15 protein-coding genes are annotated in these 17,942 nt (G+C 59.3%); 10 read left to right on the plus strand and 5 right to left on the minus strand.

The window, feature by feature from the left end; genetic code table 11:
• Positions 1-5 precede the first annotated feature (5 nt).
• Positions 6-869, minus strand: coding sequence for a PhnD/SsuA/transferrin family substrate-binding protein (locus BM216_RS00475; protein ID WP_092993306.1), 864 nt, complete (start codon positions 867-869; stop codon positions 6-8).
• Between the two features lie 193 nt (positions 870-1,062).
• Here BM216_RS00475 and BM216_RS00480 point away from each other — a divergent pair, with 193 nt between their 5' ends.
• Positions 1,063-1,983, plus strand: a complete 921-nt coding sequence (locus BM216_RS00480) for a LysR substrate-binding domain-containing protein (RefSeq protein WP_244530019.1) — start codon at positions 1,063-1,065, stop codon at positions 1,981-1,983.
• An 18-nt stretch (positions 1,984-2,001) separates the two neighbouring features.
• Here the strand turns inward: BM216_RS00480 and phnA are convergent, their stop codons facing one another.
• From phnA to BM216_RS00495, 3 genes are all read right to left on the minus strand, one after another.
• Positions 2,002-3,255, minus strand: coding sequence for a phosphonoacetate hydrolase (phnA, locus tag BM216_RS00485; protein WP_092993312.1), 1,254 nt, complete (start codon positions 3,253-3,255; stop codon positions 2,002-2,004).
• A 171-nt stretch (positions 3,256-3,426) separates the two neighbouring features.
• Entirely contained in the window at positions 3,427-4,503 is a 1,077-nt protein-coding gene (locus BM216_RS00490; RefSeq protein ID WP_092993315.1) for a tartrate dehydrogenase, read from the minus strand.
• 70 nt (positions 4,504-4,573) lie between these two features.
• On the minus strand, positions 4,574-5,536 hold the full coding sequence (locus BM216_RS00495; RefSeq protein WP_092993318.1) for a tripartite tricarboxylate transporter substrate-binding protein: 963 nt from the start codon (positions 5,534-5,536) through the stop codon (positions 4,574-4,576).
• A 138-nt stretch (positions 5,537-5,674) separates the two neighbouring features.
• On the opposite strand from BM216_RS00495, the gene BM216_RS00500 reads away from it, so the two are divergent.
• The 9 genes from BM216_RS00500 (at position 5,675) to BM216_RS00545 (ending at position 16,932) form a co-directional block, all read left to right on the plus strand.
• Positions 5,675-6,400, plus strand: coding sequence for a GntR family transcriptional regulator (locus BM216_RS00500; RefSeq protein ID WP_244530020.1), 726 nt, complete (start codon positions 5,675-5,677; stop codon positions 6,398-6,400).
• Between the two features lie 1,206 nt (positions 6,401-7,606).
• On the plus strand, positions 7,607-8,113 hold the full coding sequence (locus BM216_RS00510; RefSeq protein ID WP_143102696.1) for a hypothetical protein: 507 nt from the start codon (positions 7,607-7,609) through the stop codon (positions 8,111-8,113).
• A gap of 296 nt (positions 8,114-8,409) precedes the next feature.
• On the plus strand, positions 8,410-9,471 hold the full coding sequence (locus BM216_RS00515) for an ABC transporter ATP-binding protein (protein WP_092993330.1): 1,062 nt from the start codon (positions 8,410-8,412) through the stop codon (positions 9,469-9,471).
• A gap of 97 nt (positions 9,472-9,568) precedes the next feature.
• Complete coding sequence (locus BM216_RS00520) at positions 9,569-10,600, plus strand: extracellular solute-binding protein (RefSeq protein ID WP_244530021.1); 1,032 nt, start codon at positions 9,569-9,571, stop codon at positions 10,598-10,600.
• A 6-nt stretch (positions 10,601-10,606) separates the two neighbouring features.
• Positions 10,607-12,331, plus strand: coding sequence for an ABC transporter permease (locus tag BM216_RS00525; RefSeq protein WP_092994953.1), 1,725 nt, complete (start codon positions 10,607-10,609; stop codon positions 12,329-12,331).
• A gap of 108 nt (positions 12,332-12,439) precedes the next feature.
• Complete coding sequence (locus BM216_RS00530) at positions 12,440-13,150, plus strand: FCD domain-containing protein (protein ID WP_092993335.1); 711 nt, start codon at positions 12,440-12,442, stop codon at positions 13,148-13,150.
• A gap of 123 nt (positions 13,151-13,273) precedes the next feature.
• Positions 13,274-14,689, plus strand: coding sequence for an MmgE/PrpD family protein (locus tag BM216_RS00535; protein WP_092993338.1), 1,416 nt, complete (start codon positions 13,274-13,276; stop codon positions 14,687-14,689).
• A gap of 16 nt (positions 14,690-14,705) precedes the next feature.
• Positions 14,706-15,806 (plus strand): AbrB family transcriptional regulator, encoded by a 1,101-nt coding sequence (locus BM216_RS00540; RefSeq protein WP_092993341.1) that lies wholly within the window; start codon positions 14,706-14,708, stop codon positions 15,804-15,806.
• Between the two features lie 52 nt (positions 15,807-15,858).
• On the plus strand, positions 15,859-16,932 hold the full coding sequence (locus BM216_RS00545; protein WP_092993344.1) for an isocitrate/isopropylmalate dehydrogenase family protein: 1,074 nt from the start codon (positions 15,859-15,861) through the stop codon (positions 16,930-16,932).
• A gap of 50 nt (positions 16,933-16,982) precedes the next feature.
• Here the strand turns inward: BM216_RS00545 and BM216_RS00550 are convergent, their stop codons facing one another.
• Positions 16,983-17,915 (minus strand): alpha/beta fold hydrolase, encoded by a 933-nt coding sequence (locus BM216_RS00550; protein WP_092993347.1) that lies wholly within the window; start codon positions 17,913-17,915, stop codon positions 16,983-16,985.
• Positions 17,916-17,942: the final 27 nt, after the last annotated feature.

Here is a 17,942-nt window from a genome sequence, read left to right on the forward strand (position 1 = left end):
CGGCATCATTCATCGATGAACTTCCCGAACGTATCGATGCCGATCGTGTTGTACATCGCGCGGACGTAACCGTAATCGCTGTCCTTGACGGAAGCGCGGAAGACGCCGGAAGCGTATTTCTGGTTGTCGTCGGTGCCGTTGAGGACCGCGCCGAGCAGTTCCTGACCGTGTTCGGTAAAGGCCTTGCGGACCTTCTCGATCGCGGCCTGGTCGGCCTTCGGGCTTGCCATCAGCGCGTCGTCCGGCAGGTCGCGGCCGCGGGCGACGACGAGGAAGGCGACGTTCGGAAACGCCTTGCGGGCGCTGTTCAGGTGGTCGAAGCTCATACCGACGGCATCGAGGTCGCCGTTGATCAGTGCCTGGATCGCGACGTTACGGTCGATATGCAGCGACTGATAATCCTTGCCATAGGCGAGGCCCTGATCGGCCAGTGCCTGGGCCGGACCGAGATGGGTGGAGGTAGAGCCGGCGGAGCCGAAGGCGATCTTCTTGCCGGAGAGATCCTTGACGGTGTTGATGCCGCGACCGGCGATCGTGACGACCTGGGCGAAATAGTCCGGACGCTGCCAGCCGGCGATGACTTCCGCCTTGGTCATTTCATGCATGACGACATATTCGGACGGGCCGGTCAGTGCCAGTTCGAGCTGCCCCGAGTTCATCGCCTCGACGGCGGACGTGCGGGAGCTGACGGGCTGGAATTCGATGTCGAGACCGGTCAACTGCTGCAGCTTGTCGCGGAACGGACCGAATTCGGTCTGGAGCTGTTCGAGGCCTTCGATTTCCGTGACGGCGAAACGAACCTTGTCGGCGGCGAATGCGGAAGAGGCTGTGACGGTTACTGCGACCAGAGCACTTATCAGGCGACGCATATGGGTTTCCTCATCGGTTGTAATAATAGCGTCACGGAATTGCTCTATAAGAGTTCGTTTCCGTCGGAAACTCAATATCTAGACGCAGCCGCATTTCACAATACTACATCTAGATAGTACAGTGACATTATCGCCGAGGCAATGTGAGGAAATGGAACAACGGAAACGCCGCCTTCCGCCGCTGAAGTCTCTGTTGTTTCTTGAAAGCGTGGTCCGCACCGGCAGCGTGACTGCCGCGGCCGACGAATTATCCATCACCCATAGCGCGGTCAGCAAGCAGCTTGCGCAGCTTGAGGCATGGATGGGCATGCCGCTCTTCGTCGAAAAGCGCAAAGGCATGATCCCGACGGCCGATATCGGTCGCCTCGCGGCAGTGCTCGGCAACGCCTTCGACGAGATACAGGATGCGCTGGAGGAATTGCGTCCATCGCGCATCCAGCGCGCCAAGCTGGAGTTGATTGCACCTGCGACATTCGCGATGCGCTGGCTGATTCCCAAGCTGCAGGAATTCCATACGCCCGAACGCCCCGTCGATACGATGGTGCGCCCCACTCATACGCCGGACAACTGGCTGGATATGCCTTTCGACGTGGCGATCCGCAGGGGCGGCAACATCCCTTCGCAGTTCTCGCCGCGGCATCTGTTCACCGAAACGCTGTCGCTCGTCGTCTCGGCCCGGCTTACGGGCGATGGAAGGGTGATTGCGAAGGAAGACCTAGCGGAGATCGGCCTGCTCGAAGCAGTCACCCGGCCGGGCGAACTGAAGACGTGGTTGAAGGCTGCCGGCCTGTCGGGCGGCATGACGCGTCAGGCGCTGAAGCTGCCGCATTTCTATATCGCACTGGATGCGATGTTCGCCGGCCGCGGCGCGCTCGTCGTGCCGACCTTCCTGATCGAAGACCATCTGATGCGCGGCGAGGTCGTCGAGCCCTTTCCGGAATTGCGGGTCGAAGGACCGGCCTATCAGGTCTTCGCCAATCCGGCCTCGCGGGAAGGCGAGGCGGCGGCGAGCTTCGTCGATTGGATCGCCTCCTGCGTTCCCGATCTGCGCCAGCTGAACGGGCAAAAGGAAACCCGCCTGCGCGATGAGGCACAGGCGGGCCAGCCGGTCTGATTTACCTTCAGTGCTCGCTCAGCGAACGCCGTTCACGGCATAATCGAAGACGTCGAAGTTCCTGAGGCCGGTCGTCGGGCGCTTGGCATAGTCATCGTTGAGCGGGTGAGAGATGATGAACGGTACCTGCTGTTCGGCAAGGCTTCCATGCGAACGCAAGCGTTCTCCGGCAAGCTGCGACAGGTCGTGATCCACCGTGCGTGCGCCGACCGCGACCCCCTTCCTGCCCACCACGACGATGTCGGCTTCGCGATCCAGCGGAAACTCGAAACGTTCGGCGGCCTCTTCGCCGGTCAGTGCAAGCTCGATGCCCGGCTGGGCGGCAATGGTCTTCAACACCGCGTCTCGGTCCATGCCGTCGGCCATCAGGTGAACGCGCACGAAGCCGCCGAGGGCGCCGTGATGCTTCACGAAGGGATCGGTAATCGGGCAGATGACCCGCGTCGTGTCGAAACCATAGCCCTCGTCCAGCACATCGCCGAGATAGACGACGTTGGGCGTGCCATCCTCATGCGAAAGGTCGTTCATGCCGTGGTCGGCGACGATGCCGATCGTGGCGCCGAGTTCGATCAGGCGGGCGAGACGATCGTCGACGGCTTTCATGAACGCATGGGCTTCAGGTGCGTCCGGCGCATGCTTGTGCTGAACGAGATCGGAGAGCGAGAGATAGAGAAGGTCGAGCGGACGCGTTTCGAGAAGGCGAATGCCGGCATCGAGAACGAAAAGCGAGAGATCCGGCGAATACTGGTCCGGCGTGCCGCGGCCGACGAGGCCGGTCAGGTCGTCGATGCCATTCTCGTCCATCGTGCACTTGTCGGCATACTGGGCGGATACGGCAATGCCGTCCATCTCGTGAGCCAGCGCCTTGCGCAGCTTGTCCTTGGCGGTGACGACGGCGATCTTCGCACCGGCCTTGGAAAATTGCGACAGGATAGTCGGCGCCCGCATCAGGCGCGCGTCGAGCATCATCACTTCCTGCTTGGTCTCGCGGTCTAGATAGTAGTTGCCGGCGACGCCGTGCACCGCCGGCGGCGCGCCGCAAACGATCGAGACGTTGTTGGGATTTGTAAAGGTCGGCATCGCGGCATCGGCGACAGAATAGAAACCGTCCTTCAGGAAGCGGCTGATGGTCGGGATATGGCCTGCCGGCGCCGACGCCTCAATATAGGCCGGGTCGCAGCCGTCGAAGCAGACGACGACGGTTGGCCGCACGGGCCAGCGATAGGTTCTTCCATTGGCCTCGATCGAAGTGGCGTGGGCTGCTGCAGACATCTGTTATCCTTTCCGTCCTTGTGTCCGATGCGGCCGAGTGGCTCGGCCTCATCGGCTGCATTAGGCGGAAGGCAGACAAGGATAAATTTGCTTTATCTCCATGAGCCTGTGAGGTTTTGGAACAAAGGGCTATTAGTCGGGTAGTGGCACTTCGAATGCAAAGGTCCCTGACTACAAGATGTTCGAGCCTGCGATAGCTGCGCAGACGGCCTCCGTCACACGCCTGGTATCTGCCGTTCCGCCGACGTCGGGAGTGAGAATGCGCTCTTCTGTCACGCGTTCGACTGCCTGCATCAGCCTTGCGGCTGCTTCGCTTTCACCGAGATGTTCCAGCATCTGCGCCGCCGTCCAGAATGTCGCGACGGGGTTGGCGATGCCCTTGCCAGTAATGTCGAAGGCGGAGCCATGGATCGGTTCGAACATCGATGGAAAGCGGCGTTCCGGATCGATATTGCCTGTCGGCGCGACACCGAGACTTCCTGCGAGCGCACCGGCCAGGTCCGACAGGATATCGGCATGCAGGTTGGTGGCGACGATGGTATCGAGGCTTTTAGGGTTCAGCGTCATCCGCACGGTCATCGCATCGACCAGCATTTTGTCCCAAGTGACATCCGGATATTCCTTCGAGACTTCTGCGGCAATTTCGTCCCACATTACCATCCCGTGGCGCTGGGCATTCGACTTCGTCACGACCGTGAGGAACTTGCGCGGACGAGACTGGGCAAGCTTGAAGGCATAGCGCATGATGCGGGTGACACCAACGCGGGTGAAGATGGCTACCTCAGTTCCAACCTCTTCCGGCAGTCCCTTGTGCGCACGCCCACCGTGTCCGGAATACTCCCCCTCGGAGTTCTCGCGCACGATCACCCAGTCAAGGTCACCCGGCTCGCAGTTGCGCAACGGCGAGGTAATGCCCGGAAGTATCTTGGTGGGTCGAACATTGGCGTACTGGTCGAAGCCCTGGCAGATCGGGAGACGTAGGCCCCAAAGGGTAATGTGGTCAGGCACGTCCGGTGCACCGACGGCGCCGAAGTAGATGGCATCGAAACTCTTCAACTGTTCCAGGCCGTCCGCCGGCATCATGACGCCGTGCCTCTTGTAATAGTCCGAACCCCAGTCGAAGGTTTTCGTGTCAATCTCGAAGTCACCGCTCCTGAGGGCAAGCGCCTCAAGAACCTGCAGTCCGGCTGCAATGACCTCAGGACCGATACCGTCGGCGGGGATGGCTGCAATCTTGTATTGGCGCATAGCATGTCTCTATCATGGTGTTGGGACTACAAGGCGGTTAGCGGACCGCCTTGTGTTTGATTGGAAAGTCCTACTTCGAGGACCCGATGAGCGTGCTGAGGCGGTCGACCTCGGACTTGAATTTCTCATCCAGCGCGGCCGGGGTTGCCTGTTCTGGCGAGACCGGAGCAGTTCCCAAACTCGCAAAGCGTTCAACGACTGTCGGATCCTTCAACGCAACCTGGAGAGCTTCGGCCAGCTTGTTACGGACCGCGTCGGGCGTATCCTTTGGTGCCCAGAGGGCGTGCCATGCGCTGAGCTCAAATCCTTGGACACCACTTTCAGCAACGGTAGGCAGATCGGGCAGAACGCCAATCCTGGCCGAGGTTGTAACCGCGTACGAATGGACTTCGCCCGATTTGATCTGTGTCGTCGTATTGGTCGTCTGATCGCAGGCGAGGTCGATCCGACCGCCAATCAGGTCTGTCATGGCAGGCCCCATACCTTTGTACGGCACCAGGATGAACTTGGTCTGCAGACCATCCTGAAGGAGACGACCGCAGAGATCAGAAACCGCGCCCGTGCCTGCCGTTCCAAAGGTCACGCCCTGCCCGTTATTTTTGATATACTCCACGAGTTCTGTGAAGGTCTTCGGGCCGAGGTCCTTGCGGCCTACGATCGTCATTGGCACCTCGGTGATGAGGCCCACGCTGCTGAAGTCGTCTATCGGCCTGTAGCTGAGGTTCGGGTAGAGCGCGGCGAAAGTCGCGACGCCGATATGGTAGAGCAGGAGTTTGTAGCCATCCGGCTCCGCTTGGGCCACGGTCGCCGCTCCGAGCGAACCGCCTGCGCCGCCCATGTTTTCGACGAGGACCTGTTGACCGAGCGTCTTGCCCATGGACTGGGCGACGAGGCGGGCGACTGTATCACTCGGACCACCGGCTGCTGCTGGCACCATGATCGTGATCGGCTGGCTGGGATAGTTTTCTTGAGCGACAGCGGCGTTTGCTGCGAGTGACACCGGCAACACTGCCGCAAGCATAATCTTGAGCATAGTTCATCCTCCCTGGAAAAATGGACGCCTCCACATCCATTCCATGCCACCTTGCATGCAAGATTAAACTCATCATTGCTCAAGGATTTGTCAACTGGTTTTGCCCGCGCTATAGTTCTTTGAAACATGCAAGGGCGAATGATGATTGCCACGAAAGCTCTGGCGCCCCTCCGGGCCAGTGAGACAGCGGTCGATGAAAGTGGCGCGGGCCGAGTGACGGCCGCATATGTCGCGATCAAGGAGGCGATCCGCAACAACGTCTTTGCGCCCGGCTACCAGGCGGCCGAGATCGAGATCGCCCGACAGCTCGGAATGAGCAGGACACCCGTTCACGAGGCCATGGCACGCCTCCAGGAAGAAGGGCTGGTGCGGATCCTACCCAAGAAGGGGATCGTAATCTGCTCCTTGTCGCCTGCGGACATCGAAGAAATCTACGAAGTTATCATCGCCTTGGAGGGTGCCGCCGCAGCCCGTCTGGCCGCGCTTCCGGAACCGGAAAGAAAGGTTGTTGCGGATGCACTACGCGACGCCACGGACAGAATGGTGGCTGCATTGCATCAAGAAGACCTGATGGCATGGGCGCAGGCCGACGAAGAGTTTCACCAGGCGTTGGTTACGCGTAGCGGCAATCGAAGGCTGATGCGTATGACGGGTGCAGTTGCCGATCAGCTTCATCGCGCGCGGATGTTTACCCTCCGATTACGTCCTCTCCCCGTGGCCTCTTCGCAAGAGCATCAGGCGATCATCGAGGCGATCGAGGAAGGCGACGCTACGGCTGCCAGTCGAGCTGCCCGGCTTCATCGTCAGCACGCGCACGATGCGCTTGTTCCCCTGATTGCAAAATTCGATTTACGCAATCTTTAGGAAAGTGGCGCCGCAGGAAGCCATCGACCGCTTCAGTTCGCAGACATCAAAGTGGAATGGCCTGATTGCAGCGGGAACTGGGTTCTGGCTCCGCTCTGCGCCACTAAGAAACGTTGGCTTTAGATCGCCCCTCCGCCCCCTTGCCTTCCCTTCCGGCTTTAAAATCCTGCAGGTGCGCGAATTCAAAAGCCAGTCTGTGAAACCCTCTCGATCACAGGAGAATTTTGCCCACCGGAGGTGCAGAATCAATGTCTGCAGAAACCGACCAATGACACCGAACGTATCGTTGACCCTCCGGTAGCCCCACAGAGCCGGATACGTCGATGATGCCATCATGGGAGGCTCAAGTCCAAACCGAGCCAACTGCTAAGACCGAAAGCGAAGAGCCCGACGCCTATTAGCGCCAGGGCAAAGACTGCGACCATATTGCCCCCCGTGCGTAGCACTGCCCGCCTCTCTCCCTTGTCGCTTTGATCGAAATGCCATTTGATGGCAAAGAACATGGCCACGCCTAGCGCGAGAACCTTGAACGTAACGAAGACTACAGGGACCCAATCCATAAAAAAGACCCTCACGCATATCAGCTGCGCTTGGTATGATCTTATTTTAGGCAGGCGCATACGACTTATTATGCAACCCTGGTATGTGACATCAGGTGGCGTTTCTTGGCCGGGAAGTTGGGCTCGGGAATGATCGCGTAGGGCCAACTGCGGACGTGATGATTAAGCCCTTGCAAGAACCTAAACCGGGGAAACTACACTCTGGCTTCGTTTCCGTGTGCCCCCGTTCTGATCCGAATGTTATTGTGCCGAGCGTGAGCGGGCGAGGCCCAGAGACCAGATCGATCAAGTAAACAATAATCTTGAAGCGATTTCCCCGAATTCGCGAACACCATCTCCGCGTCAAGGACCTCCGTGAGCAGGCAACGACGGCCGCGGCTCACCGCTTCTCTCGGCAGGCTGCCTCATCAGATTCAGCAATATCTGGTAGGGTTCGAGTAAGTGTTGCTGATGCCATCGGATCGCACTGCCGCCAATGCCACGCGCTTATGTCTGCGCGTGACTTGTTAGATGAGCTAGCAAGAGATCAGCCCCGAGCAAGTTATCAGTGGAATGCAATCCGCAGACACAACCCTTGGGAGCGATTCGAATGCTTACTGTAGGTAGCTCTAGACACTCTGCGCCGGCTTTACAGACAACTTCCCGTATGGCGAGCCAGGAAGTAGCCCTCGTCAAACGATCCGAAAAGACAAGTGAAAACCTCCCTACCGTATCTATCACCTCTTCCATGGGCTCGAAGCTTGCCGACGCTCTCTGGTCGATGGAGAGCAAGGGCGTCGCGCTGAATCAAACGCCTAGTCGCACCGCTCTCAACAAAGAGGAGAAGATCGATGCTGCTGACGAATTCCTAAAAGTTTCCAAAATGACACCGGCTGAGCGGATCCGTTACTTCTTCCTCAAGGACCGGGAGCTCAACGAAGAGAAATTGGCGGCGATGAGCCAGCAGGACCAAGAGAAGATCGAAGAGCAAATCAAACAGCTGATCTTCGAGCGCCTTGGGTTAGAGGATGAAGACGGCAAGCCTGGCGAAAACACCGTTGCGCCCGCGCCAGAGGGCCCTCCAGTGCCGGTAGATGCTGCTGAGGCGGACGGCCAAGAACCAGTGGTTACGATGACCGGGTCTGAAACGGACTCTCAATTCGAATCTATCTAGTCCTTCGATTCAGGGGACGGCCATAATCTTTTAAAGCTCAGAATTGGACCGAGGCCGTGACACTCAGTTTTCTATCTTAGCTCCTCGACTTCGGCAGATAAGCTGCGAGAGCCTCTTCCCCACGATGGGTGTAATCCCCGTCGGGGGAGGAAAACGACCTCAGCACGCGGATAAACACTGCTAGGACAGAGTACGGATCGCGCCGTCGATCAGATTTCTGTGAACAGTCTTTTGTTGACAATTTTCAATCTGCAATTAGTGTCGCCTTGATCGAAGGACACTCAATGGGAGGTTGAATGTCATTTCTCGAATTGTCCGGGGTCGTCAAGAAATATGGCGCACTCACGGTGATCAAGGATCTCAATCTGGCGGTCGACAAGGGCAAACTTGTTTGCCTTCTCGGTCCGTCTGGATGCGGAAAAACCACGACACTCCGACTGGTGGCAGGGTTCGTCTCGGCAAATGGCGGCGAGGTGCGGGTCGGCGGTAAAGTTGTATCGTCTGCGCACAGCACGGTTCCGCCGGAAGGCCGGAACATGTCCATGATCTTTCAGAGCTACGCACTCTGGCCGCATATGACGGTTTTCGAAAACGTTGCCTACGGCCTGAGGCTGCGCAGGCTGCCTGCGGAAGAGATCGCCAAGCGGGTGCGTGCGATCCTCGCCGTGACCAAGCTGGAACCACTCGAGACCCGTTATCCCGGGGAATTGTCGGGTGGCCAGCAGCAGCGTGTTTCGCTCGCAAGAGCGCTGGTGGTGAAGCCGGAGATTCTTCTGCTGGATGAACCGCTTTCCAACCTCGACGCCAATCTTCGCGAAGAGATGCGTTTCGAGATCCGCCGTCTTCACGACGAGTTCCGTTATACGACCGTCTACGTGACGCACGACCAGTCGGAAGCGATGACGACTGCCGACATCATCGTTGTCATGAACAACGGGCGCATCGAACAGGCGGGCTCTCCCGAGGATATCTACGCAAGGCCGGAGACGGAATTCGTCGCGCGGTTCATCGGTGGAACGAATATCTTCACGGGTAAAAAGGTTGCCGAAGACACCGTGCTCTGCCCAGGTGATTTTACCCTCAGGTGTGCCAGCGGCTCGCTGCCGGCCAATGGCCAAGGAGCGGTTTCCGTCCGCCACCATGACATAACTCTTTCGCCCCAGCGCATGTCGGAAACGAATTCCGTGGCAGGCAAGGTGGAACGACAGATCTATCTCGGCTCGCATCGCGATTACCTTGTCCATATCCCCGGCGGAGAGACCGTGCGCGCCGTTGCCCCGGTCAATGTGGAAATGTCGACCGGCAGCGATGTCTGGCTGCATTTCCCGCCGGAACATTGCCGCGCACTCGCGCAGTAGGGAGACCGCAAGCCAACCGGCCACAGCTGAAAAAGACGGCCGGATCAGCAATTTTCAACATGTGAACGGGAGGAAGGCGCATATGTGGAAAAGAGCATTGACAGCAACATTGGTCATTGCCGGAATGGCGATGGCATCTCATGCAAGGGCGCAGGCTCCGGAACCATATGCCATCACGCCGGAACTGATCGCCGCAGCCCAGAAGGACGGCAAGGTCGTCTTCTACACCGCCACCGACGTCGCGGTCGCCGAGAAACTGGCGGAACTGTTCAAGAAGACCTATTCCGGCATTGACGTTCAGGTGGAGCGTGCAGGCTCGGAACGCGTCTTCCAGCGCGTCGGCCAGGAAATATCATCCGGCATCTACAATGCAGACGTCATCGAGACGTCAGATGCCGTCCATTTCGAATATTTCAAACGGCAGAGCTGGCTGGTTCCGATGGTTCCGGACGAGGTCGCCAAGAAGTGGCCGGAGGATGAAAAGGATCCTGACGGTTATTTCGCCGCCTACCGCGCCCATCTGTCGGTGATCGCCTACCGTACGGACCTGCTGCCGGAGGCGGATGCGCCAAAGACCTGGACCGATCTCCTCGACCCGAAATACAAGGGCAAGATGGTCAAGGCCCATCCAGGCTACAGTGGCACGGTGATGACGGCGACCTTCGTGCTTCAGGAACTGCTCGGCTGGGATTTCTTCGAAAAGCTTGGCCAGCAACAGGTCATGCAGGTCCAGTCGTCTACCGAACCGCCGAAGAAACTCGCCCAGGGCGAACGTGCGCTCGAAATCGACGGCAATGAATACAACATCTTCCGGCTTCAGGACGAAGGTGTGCCGATCAAGATCGTCTATCCTGCGGAAGGCACGCCGCTCGCTGTTGGAAATGCGGCGGTTCTCGCGAACTCACCTCACCCGGAAGCAGCCAAGCTCTTCTATGCCTTCCTGTTTTCACGCGAGGCACAGCAGCTTAACAGCGATAGCGGCGGGCTGCGCTCGTTCCATCCGGAAGTGAAGGAAAAGACGAGCCGGACACCGCTGTCCCAGATCAAGCTCCTGCATCTCGACCCGGCCAAGCTCGAGCCGATGATCCAGGAGATCAAGTCCAACTACGAGAAGTATTTCGGGACCTGATTGAAGATGACCGATATTGCCATGACCACCTGGGAGGGTCGACGCCGCAGCGTCGACCTGTCGATCCCCACATTCGTGCTGCTGGCATTGCTTCTGAGCGTGCTGGTCATCCTGCCGCTCTTCTGGATCATCTATTATGCATTCAGGAGTGACGCGAACGGCGCTTTCACCTTCGCGAATTTTGCAGCGCTTGTCACCGACCCCACGCTTCTGCGCGCCTACGGGCTTGCTGTCGGCATGGCATTTGCCGTCGGCGTCCTGTCCTGCGCCATCGCGACGCCGATGGCCTGGCTCGTGGCACGTACCGACCTTCCCGGCCGCAAGTTCATTCGCGTGCTGGTGACGGCCTCTTTCGTCACACCGCCGTTTCTCGGGGCGATCGCCTACGAAATCCTGGCAGCACCCAATAGCGGCATCATCAATGTTCTCTACCGGAAGATCTTCGGACTCGATCCCGCGGTCGTGCTGGTCAACATCTACACCATGTCCGGACTGGTCTTCGCGATCGCCTGTTTCACCTTTCCCTACGTCTTCACGCTCGTCGCCAATGCCCTCGACAAGGTGCCATCCGATCTGGAGGATGCCTCCGCCATTCTCGGGGGCAAGGCGCTGACGACACTGAGGCGTGTGACGTTCCCGTTGGTCTTGCCGGCGATGCTGGCCGGCACCCTGATCGCTATCCTGCAGTCGCTGACGATGTTCGGTTCGCCCGCAATCCTTGCACTGCCGGCCGGCTTCCACGTCATCACGACGAAGATCTGGAGCCTTTTCCAGTTCCCGCCTCAGCTCGGGCTGGCCGCAGCCTCCGCCATCCCACTGCTCATCATCACCGTCATCCTTCTGCGGGCGCAGAAAATGGTATTGGGCCGCAAGGGATATACGGTCCTCGGGGGCAAGAGCGGATCGCCTCGTATCGTAAAACTCGGCAAGTGGAAATGGGCGGCCGGCCTCTTCGTGCTGGCGGTTCTTTCGATGACGATCATTCTGCCTTACGGCGCAATCTTCAAAACGGCTTTCACTAATACGGCCAGCGATCCTCTGAACCTGCAGACGATCACGCTGAAGCACTGGAACTTCGTGCTGTTCGAGTTCTCCGCGACACAGCTTGCGTTGCGCAACACGTTCCTGCTCGGCATCCTGACGGCTACGGGCGTGACGATCGTCGCGCTGGTGACGGCCTATCTCGTCACGCGGCGCTCTATCCCGGGCTCGAATTATCTCGGCCTGCTCGCCACCGCGCCGATCGCCATTCCCGGCATCGTCCTCGGCGTCGGCCTCTTCCTGAGCTATGCCAATCCGACATTCCAGCTTTACGGCACGATCTGGATCCTGCTGATCGCTTTCATGACGATCGAGTTGCCGGCGGGTTACCAGCAGATGTCATCCTCCTTCGCCGGGGTTCATCCGGAACTCGAGGAGGCGGGCAGGATCATGGGGGCATCGCGGCTCCGCACCCTCTGGGACATCACCACTCCCCTGCTGAGGACCAGCGTAATTGCCGCGTGGTGCTTCGTCTTCGTCGGCACGATCCGCGAACTGTCTGCAACAATCCTGCTGACGACGGCCAATACGAAGCTGGTATCCGTCATCATCTACGACCTGAATGAGAGCGGTGATCTCGGCGCGATCTGCGTCCTGGGCATCATTCTGCTGATTGCCTCGTTCGCTGTCGTCTATGTGGCAAATAACGTTCCGGTACTCGGCCGGTCACGCGAACCACAGACAACCTGAGGTCAACAAAGCCTCCATGTTACGATGTATGAGCGAGATAGCATGCGGTAACGACAACTGATATGAACGCCCAAAGGGCAGCCATGTGGCTGCCCACCAGATCTCAGGATGCATGACGACACGATGGCGAAAATACCAGAGACACAGGGCCTTGCTGCAATTGACTTTCTGCGCACCCGCTCGCTCAGCAACGTCGTGCAGGCCGAAATCGAACGGATGATCATTGAAGGGGAACTCAAGCCCAACGAACGGATCAACGAAAACGGCCTCTCGCAACAATTGGGGGTGAGCCGCGGTCCGATCCGCGAGGCATGCAGCGCCATTGCCGCCATGGGGCTTCTTGAAGTCATTACGAACCGGGGATTTTTTGTTCGCGCGCTGACCAACGACGAGGCTCAGGATTTGTCCCAGGCGCGTGCTGGCGTGTTTGCTTTCATGGCGATGCTGCTCGCCGAAAAGATCACCGATGCGCAACTGCAGACACTTGCAGGGCTTCTCGACAAGATGGATGCCGTCGTCGAGACCGGTGTGGTTCATGACTATTATCCGATAAACTTGGAATTTCATCGGCAGATCGCAAAAATGGCAGGCAACAACCGCCTGGAAGCGATCTACCAGAGCTTCGTGCGAGAGCTTCACATCCAGCGCTACAGGGCCCTTTCCAGCCCCGATGTCCTGAGCGTTTCCAATACCGAGCACCGGGCGATCTATGACGCGCTGGTGGCACGGGACCCTCTGGCGACGTTTGTCGCTGCTCGCGCACATATCACCAACGGTATCGTCCGCACCCGGATCGCTGGCGAGCCGGATCCAATCTGAAGCAAATTCGAACCGCATCGCGCAATCCATGATGAATCTTTTTGTCGGCAAAAAACTGTTGACAATTTACAATGCGTAGTTCGTGATAACGCATGTCGCTAGTCTTGGGAGAGAGGAAAAGACATGAACCAGACCGCCAAAGTAGATGTCGAGCTGACGAAATATGTCGCCCAATTTATCGTCGACGCCCGCCCCGACGATCTCAAGGACGAGGTGATCGAGATTGGCAAAAAATCCATTCTCGACGGATTGGGCCTGGCCGTTTCCGGTTCTGTCGCCAAGAGCGGGGAGCTGGTTCGCGAACACCTGTCGGATCTCAACCTGGGAGACGGTCCGGCAACCGTGATCGGCGGTGGACGGCGTGTTTCACCGCGCTTTGCAGCATTTGCCAATGGCGTTGGCATTCATGCCGATGACTACGACGACACGCAGCTTGCCGTCGCCAAAGACCGGGTCTACGGCCTGTTGACGCATCCGACCGCCCCTGCCCTTCCTGCAGCCTTCGCCATTTCAGAAATGACCAAGGCGAATGGTCGCAATTTCATGCTGGCCTATCACCTCGGCGTGGAGGTGGAGTGCAAGATCGCAGAGGCGATCAACCCGCGCCACTATCAGACCGGCTTCCATGCCACGGCGACCTGCGGCACGTTTGCTGCGGCAGCCGCGGCATCGAAGCTTCTCGGCTTCGACGTGCCGACGACCTTGCGGGCTCTTTCTATCGCCGGCAGTCAGTCGGCTGGCCTGCGCGAAAATTTCGGCACCATGACCAAGCCTTTCCATGCCGGCCGCTCGTCTGAAAGCGGCGTGGCTGCGGCACAGTTCGCGTCCTATGGGTGGACCGCGACGCCGAAGATCCTCGAAGCCCCCCGGGGCTTTTTCAGCGCTGCAGGCGGCGGGTATGATGTCAACGCGATCCTCGGGAAGCTCGGCGCGCCGTGGACTTTTGCCGACCCAGGCGTTTCCATCAAGCCCCATCCGTCGGGCTCGCTTACCCATCCCGGCATGACTGAGATGCTGCGCCTCATCAAGGAGCACAATATCCGTCCCCAAGACGTCAAGCATGTCCGCGTCGGCACCAATTCCAACATGCCGAACGCACTGATCCACCATCGCCCGAAAGACGAGCTGCAGGCGAAATTCTCAATGGAATTCTGCATGGCGATCCTTCTGCTGGAAGGCCGGGCGGGATTGGCGGAATTCACCGATGAGGTCGTGGCGCGAGACGACGTTAAGGCGATGATCGAGAAGGTCGATTTCGTCATCGATGATGTCGCCGAGGCCGCCGGATATCACCTGATGACGACCATCCTCGACATCGAGCTGAACGATGGCCGCAAGATTTCCGGCCGTGCCGATTTCGGCAAGGGTTCCCCGGCCTTCCCGATGACCTATGACGAAGTCGCCGGTAAATTCCGCGAGAACGTATCCTTCGCCGGGATGTCGGGCTCGCGCGCGGACGAGATCGTCGAGCTCGTCCGCAATGTCGAGGGTCTTCCGTCCCTGGATCGGTTGTCCGAACTTCTGATCAAGATCGCCTGAGCGCTGGCTATTCGGGATGACCAGCGTCGAGCCGTCGGGCGAAAAGCTGCCGGAAGGTGGCTGGCATAGTCGCGGCTGGCGCATGGCGGCAACACTTGCCGCTGGCGCCATGGGGGCCGCGATCGCAAATCTTGTCGGCCTCCCCCTTCCCTTCCTGCTGGGGCCGCTGATCCTTGCAGCGGCCTCCACGCTCGCGGGTGCGCCGGTTCTGACTTTTCCCTATGGCCGAGAACTAGGTCAGGTCGTGGTCGGCGTTTCGATAGGGCTGCGTTTCGTACCCGAGGTGGCGATCGCCACAGCCGGCCTCATACCGGTCATGATCGCAGCTACGGCCTTTGTCATTCTGTCGACCTCGGTTGCTGCCCTCATCCTGGAGCGCCTTGGGGGCATCGACCGCAGGACGGCATTCTTCGCAACGGCCGCGGCCGGCCTTGCAGAAATGGCGGTTATCGCCCAGCAGAAGGGCGCCAATGCCGATACGGTGGCGGTTGTACATCTCATCCGCGTCACCGCGATCGTGACCGTGGTGCCAATCCTTCTGGCGGTCTTCGGTCATCCGGGCGACGTGAACGGCCCGTCCATACCGTTGGCGTCGGAGATTCTGCCCTTGGCAGGGCTTCTTGCCATATCCGGTATCGCCGCCTATCTCGTCCTGCCGCTCGGCATGCCGAATACCTGGCTGCTGGTGCCCGCTTTCATCGGCGCAATCGTCGCGGTTTTCGGCTTCGGACCGTTCGTCGTGCCACGTCTGCTTCTGAACATTGCCCAGATCGTGATCGGCACATGGATCGGCTGCCGTTTTCGGCGGGAGATCATAGGCAGGCTGCCTCGTGTGTCGCTTGCCGCTTTGGCAACGACGGCTTTCCTGCTCGGCTGCGCGGCGGTGATTGCCGCGCTCGTGTCCGCCGTGACCGACCTGCCCTTCAGTACGAGTTTTCTATCGATCGCACCGGCCGGCGTCACGGAGATGGTGCTGACGGCCACTGCCATGCACCTCGATGCGGCAACGGTTACCGGCTTTCAGATCATGCGGATCGCGGTGGTGATGACGACGATACCATTGGTCTTCCGTCTCTTCGCGCGCCTCTCGCGCGGCTCCGGAGACGGCCGGCTTTGACAAGACAATGCCGTGCAGCGGGCATGGCGCATATTCATGGAGGAGACGACACATGGCCAACCACCTGGTTCTCGGGATATTGAACGGCGACGACATAGGCCACGAGATCGTGCCGGCGGCGGTTGCCGTCACGAAAGCGGCGGCTGGGCGCACTGGGCTGGAAATCGACTGGCGTCCGATGCCGATCGGGCGGTCGGCGCTCGATTCGGAAGGATCGACCTTTCCGGAAGGCACGATCGAAGCCCTGATGAAGATGGATGGCTTCATCCTGGGCCCGATCGGCCACCAGGCCTATCCGAAGGTCGCCGGCGCGATCAATCCGCACCCCATCTTGCGCAAGCGCTTCAATCTCTTCGCCAATGTCAGGCCGACCCGATCCTATCCCGGTCTCGGCGCCATCTACGACGACATCGACCTAGTCATCGTGCGTGAGAACAATGAAGGGTTTCAACCGGACCGCAACGTGGTGGCGGGCTCGGGTGAGTTCCGCCCAACCGAAGAGATGACGATCTCGGTCAGGGTCATTACCCGCCTGGGATCCTCGCGCGTGGCGCGAGCCGCCTTCGAGATCGCCCAGCAGCGCAAGAAGAGACTGACGCTGGTTCACAAGAACACCGTCTTCAAGCTCGGCTGCGGCATGTTCGTCGAGGAATGCCATCGCGTCGCTAAAGAATTTCCCGACGTGACGGTCGACGAGGTCATCGTTGATACGATGGCAATGCGTCTGATCCGTGATCCGCAGAGCTTCGACGTGATCGTAACCACCAACATGTTCGGCGACATTTTGACGGACGAAGCGGCCGGGCTGGTGGGTGGGCTCGGAATGGCACCCGGCCTCTGCATCGGCGAAGGCGCGATCGCCATGGCGCAGGCCACGCATGGATCCGCGCCGGATATTGCCGGCAAGGGCATTGCCAATCCGTTCGCTATGATCGAATCCGCCCGCATGATGGTTGAGTGGCTGGGCCATAACCGGAAATTGCCGCAGGCAGTTCAGGCCGCGACAATCATGGAAAAGGCAATTACCGCCGCGCTCGCCGATCCGGCCACGCGCACGCGTGATATCCGGGGTACCGGCGGCACGTCCCATATGACGAACGGCATTCTGCGCCATATCAGCGGGTGATGCTATTTGAGGCCCCTCGCCATGACGCTATCTGGCGAGGAGGCCGCCGATCACGAACGGGGTTCGTTTCCGGAAAAGAAATCCATGAACGGAGCGAGGATTGCCTCAGGCCGTTCCTCGGCGGGATAGTGCCCGGTCGTCACGGGCCACCCGCGCAGATCCGGCGCCCAGGGAGCCCAAGCTTCCAACGGCTTGAAATGCCGGCCGCAATGACTGTTCGATCCCCAGATCACGAGAACCGGGCAATTGATGGTCTTGTGACCATAGTCCGCGGTATCCATCGCAAGGTCGACCGAAACCGTCGCCCGATAATCCTCGCAGACGGCGTGGATCTGTTCCGGCGTCGTGCAGCGCTTGTATTCGGCCATGGCCGTGGGATCGAAGATCGAGAGGCCGACGCCCTTCTTGTTCAGCTTGTAGTCGATGTAATAGCTGAGGTCGCCGCAAATCAGCCTCTCGGGAAACGGTGTTTTCTGAGCCATGAAGAACCAGTGGTAGGCCTCAAGTCCCCAGCCGAGACTGACATTGGTCAGCGCATGATAGGTCGGTACGATGTCTAGGGCTGCTAGACGCTCTACCTTGTCCGGGTGATCGAGGGCCATTCTAAAGCCCACTCTCGCGCCACGATCGTGACCCGCCACCTGAAAGCGGGAGAAACCGAGATGCTGCATGACTGCGACGTTGTCGTTGGCCATGGCGCGAAAGCTATAGGCTTCATGTTCCGGTCCGCCATCGGGTTTGGAACTGTCACCGTAGCCTCGCAGATCGGGTGTAACGACGGTGAAGTGCTCGGCGAGCTGCGGAGCGATCTTGTGCCAGCTAACATGGGTCAGCGGATTGCCATGCAGCAGGAGCAGTGGTGGGCCATTGCCGCCGATCGCGACATTGATTTCGGCACCGCCTGTGGGGACCCGCTGATAGCGAAATCCAGTCATGAGGGACCGATTGATTTCCGGTGATGTCTCGGATGAGCTTGAGGTCATGGTCGATTTTCCTCCCTGCCCCATGAC

Origin of the sequence: Rhizobium sp. NFR07 (assembly GCF_900111905.1) — a bacterium.
Classification (GTDB): domain Bacteria; phylum Pseudomonadota; class Alphaproteobacteria; order Rhizobiales; family Rhizobiaceae; genus Neorhizobium.

Coding starts and splice junctions, on each gene's coding strand:
- BM216_RS00510 (WP_143102696.1), top strand. CDS start 7,607: ATGGCGAGCCAGGAAGTAGCCCTCGTCAAACGATCCGAAAAGACAAGT.
- BM216_RS00530 (WP_092993335.1), top strand. CDS start 12,440: ATGCATGACGACACGATGGCGAAAATACCAGAGACACAGGGCCTTGCT.
- BM216_RS00540 (WP_092993341.1), top strand. CDS start 14,706: ATGACCAGCGTCGAGCCGTCGGGCGAAAAGCTGCCGGAAGGTGGCTGG.
- BM216_RS00515 (WP_092993330.1), top strand. CDS start 8,410: ATGTCATTTCTCGAATTGTCCGGGGTCGTCAAGAAATATGGCGCACTC.
- BM216_RS00475 (WP_092993306.1), bottom strand. CDS start 869: ATGCGTCGCCTGATAAGTGCTCTGGTCGCAGTAACCGTCACAGCCTCT.
- BM216_RS00550 (WP_092993347.1), bottom strand. CDS start 17,915: ATGACCTCAAGCTCATCCGAGACATCACCGGAAATCAATCGGTCCCTC.
- BM216_RS00490 (WP_092993315.1), bottom strand. CDS start 4,503: ATGCGCCAATACAAGATTGCAGCCATCCCCGCCGACGGTATCGGTCCT.
- BM216_RS00525 (WP_092994953.1), top strand. CDS start 10,607: ATGACCGATATTGCCATGACCACCTGGGAGGGTCGACGCCGCAGCGTC.
- BM216_RS00495 (WP_092993318.1), bottom strand. CDS start 5,536: ATGCTCAAGATTATGCTTGCGGCAGTGTTGCCGGTGTCACTCGCAGCA.
- BM216_RS00535 (WP_092993338.1), top strand. CDS start 13,274: ATGAACCAGACCGCCAAAGTAGATGTCGAGCTGACGAAATATGTCGCC.
- BM216_RS00545 (WP_092993344.1), top strand. CDS start 15,859: ATGGCCAACCACCTGGTTCTCGGGATATTGAACGGCGACGACATAGGC.
- BM216_RS00500 (WP_244530020.1), top strand. CDS start 5,675: ATGATGATTGCCACGAAAGCTCTGGCGCCCCTCCGGGCCAGTGAGACA.
- phnA (WP_092993312.1), bottom strand. CDS start 3,255: ATGTCTGCAGCAGCCCACGCCACTTCGATCGAGGCCAATGGAAGAACC.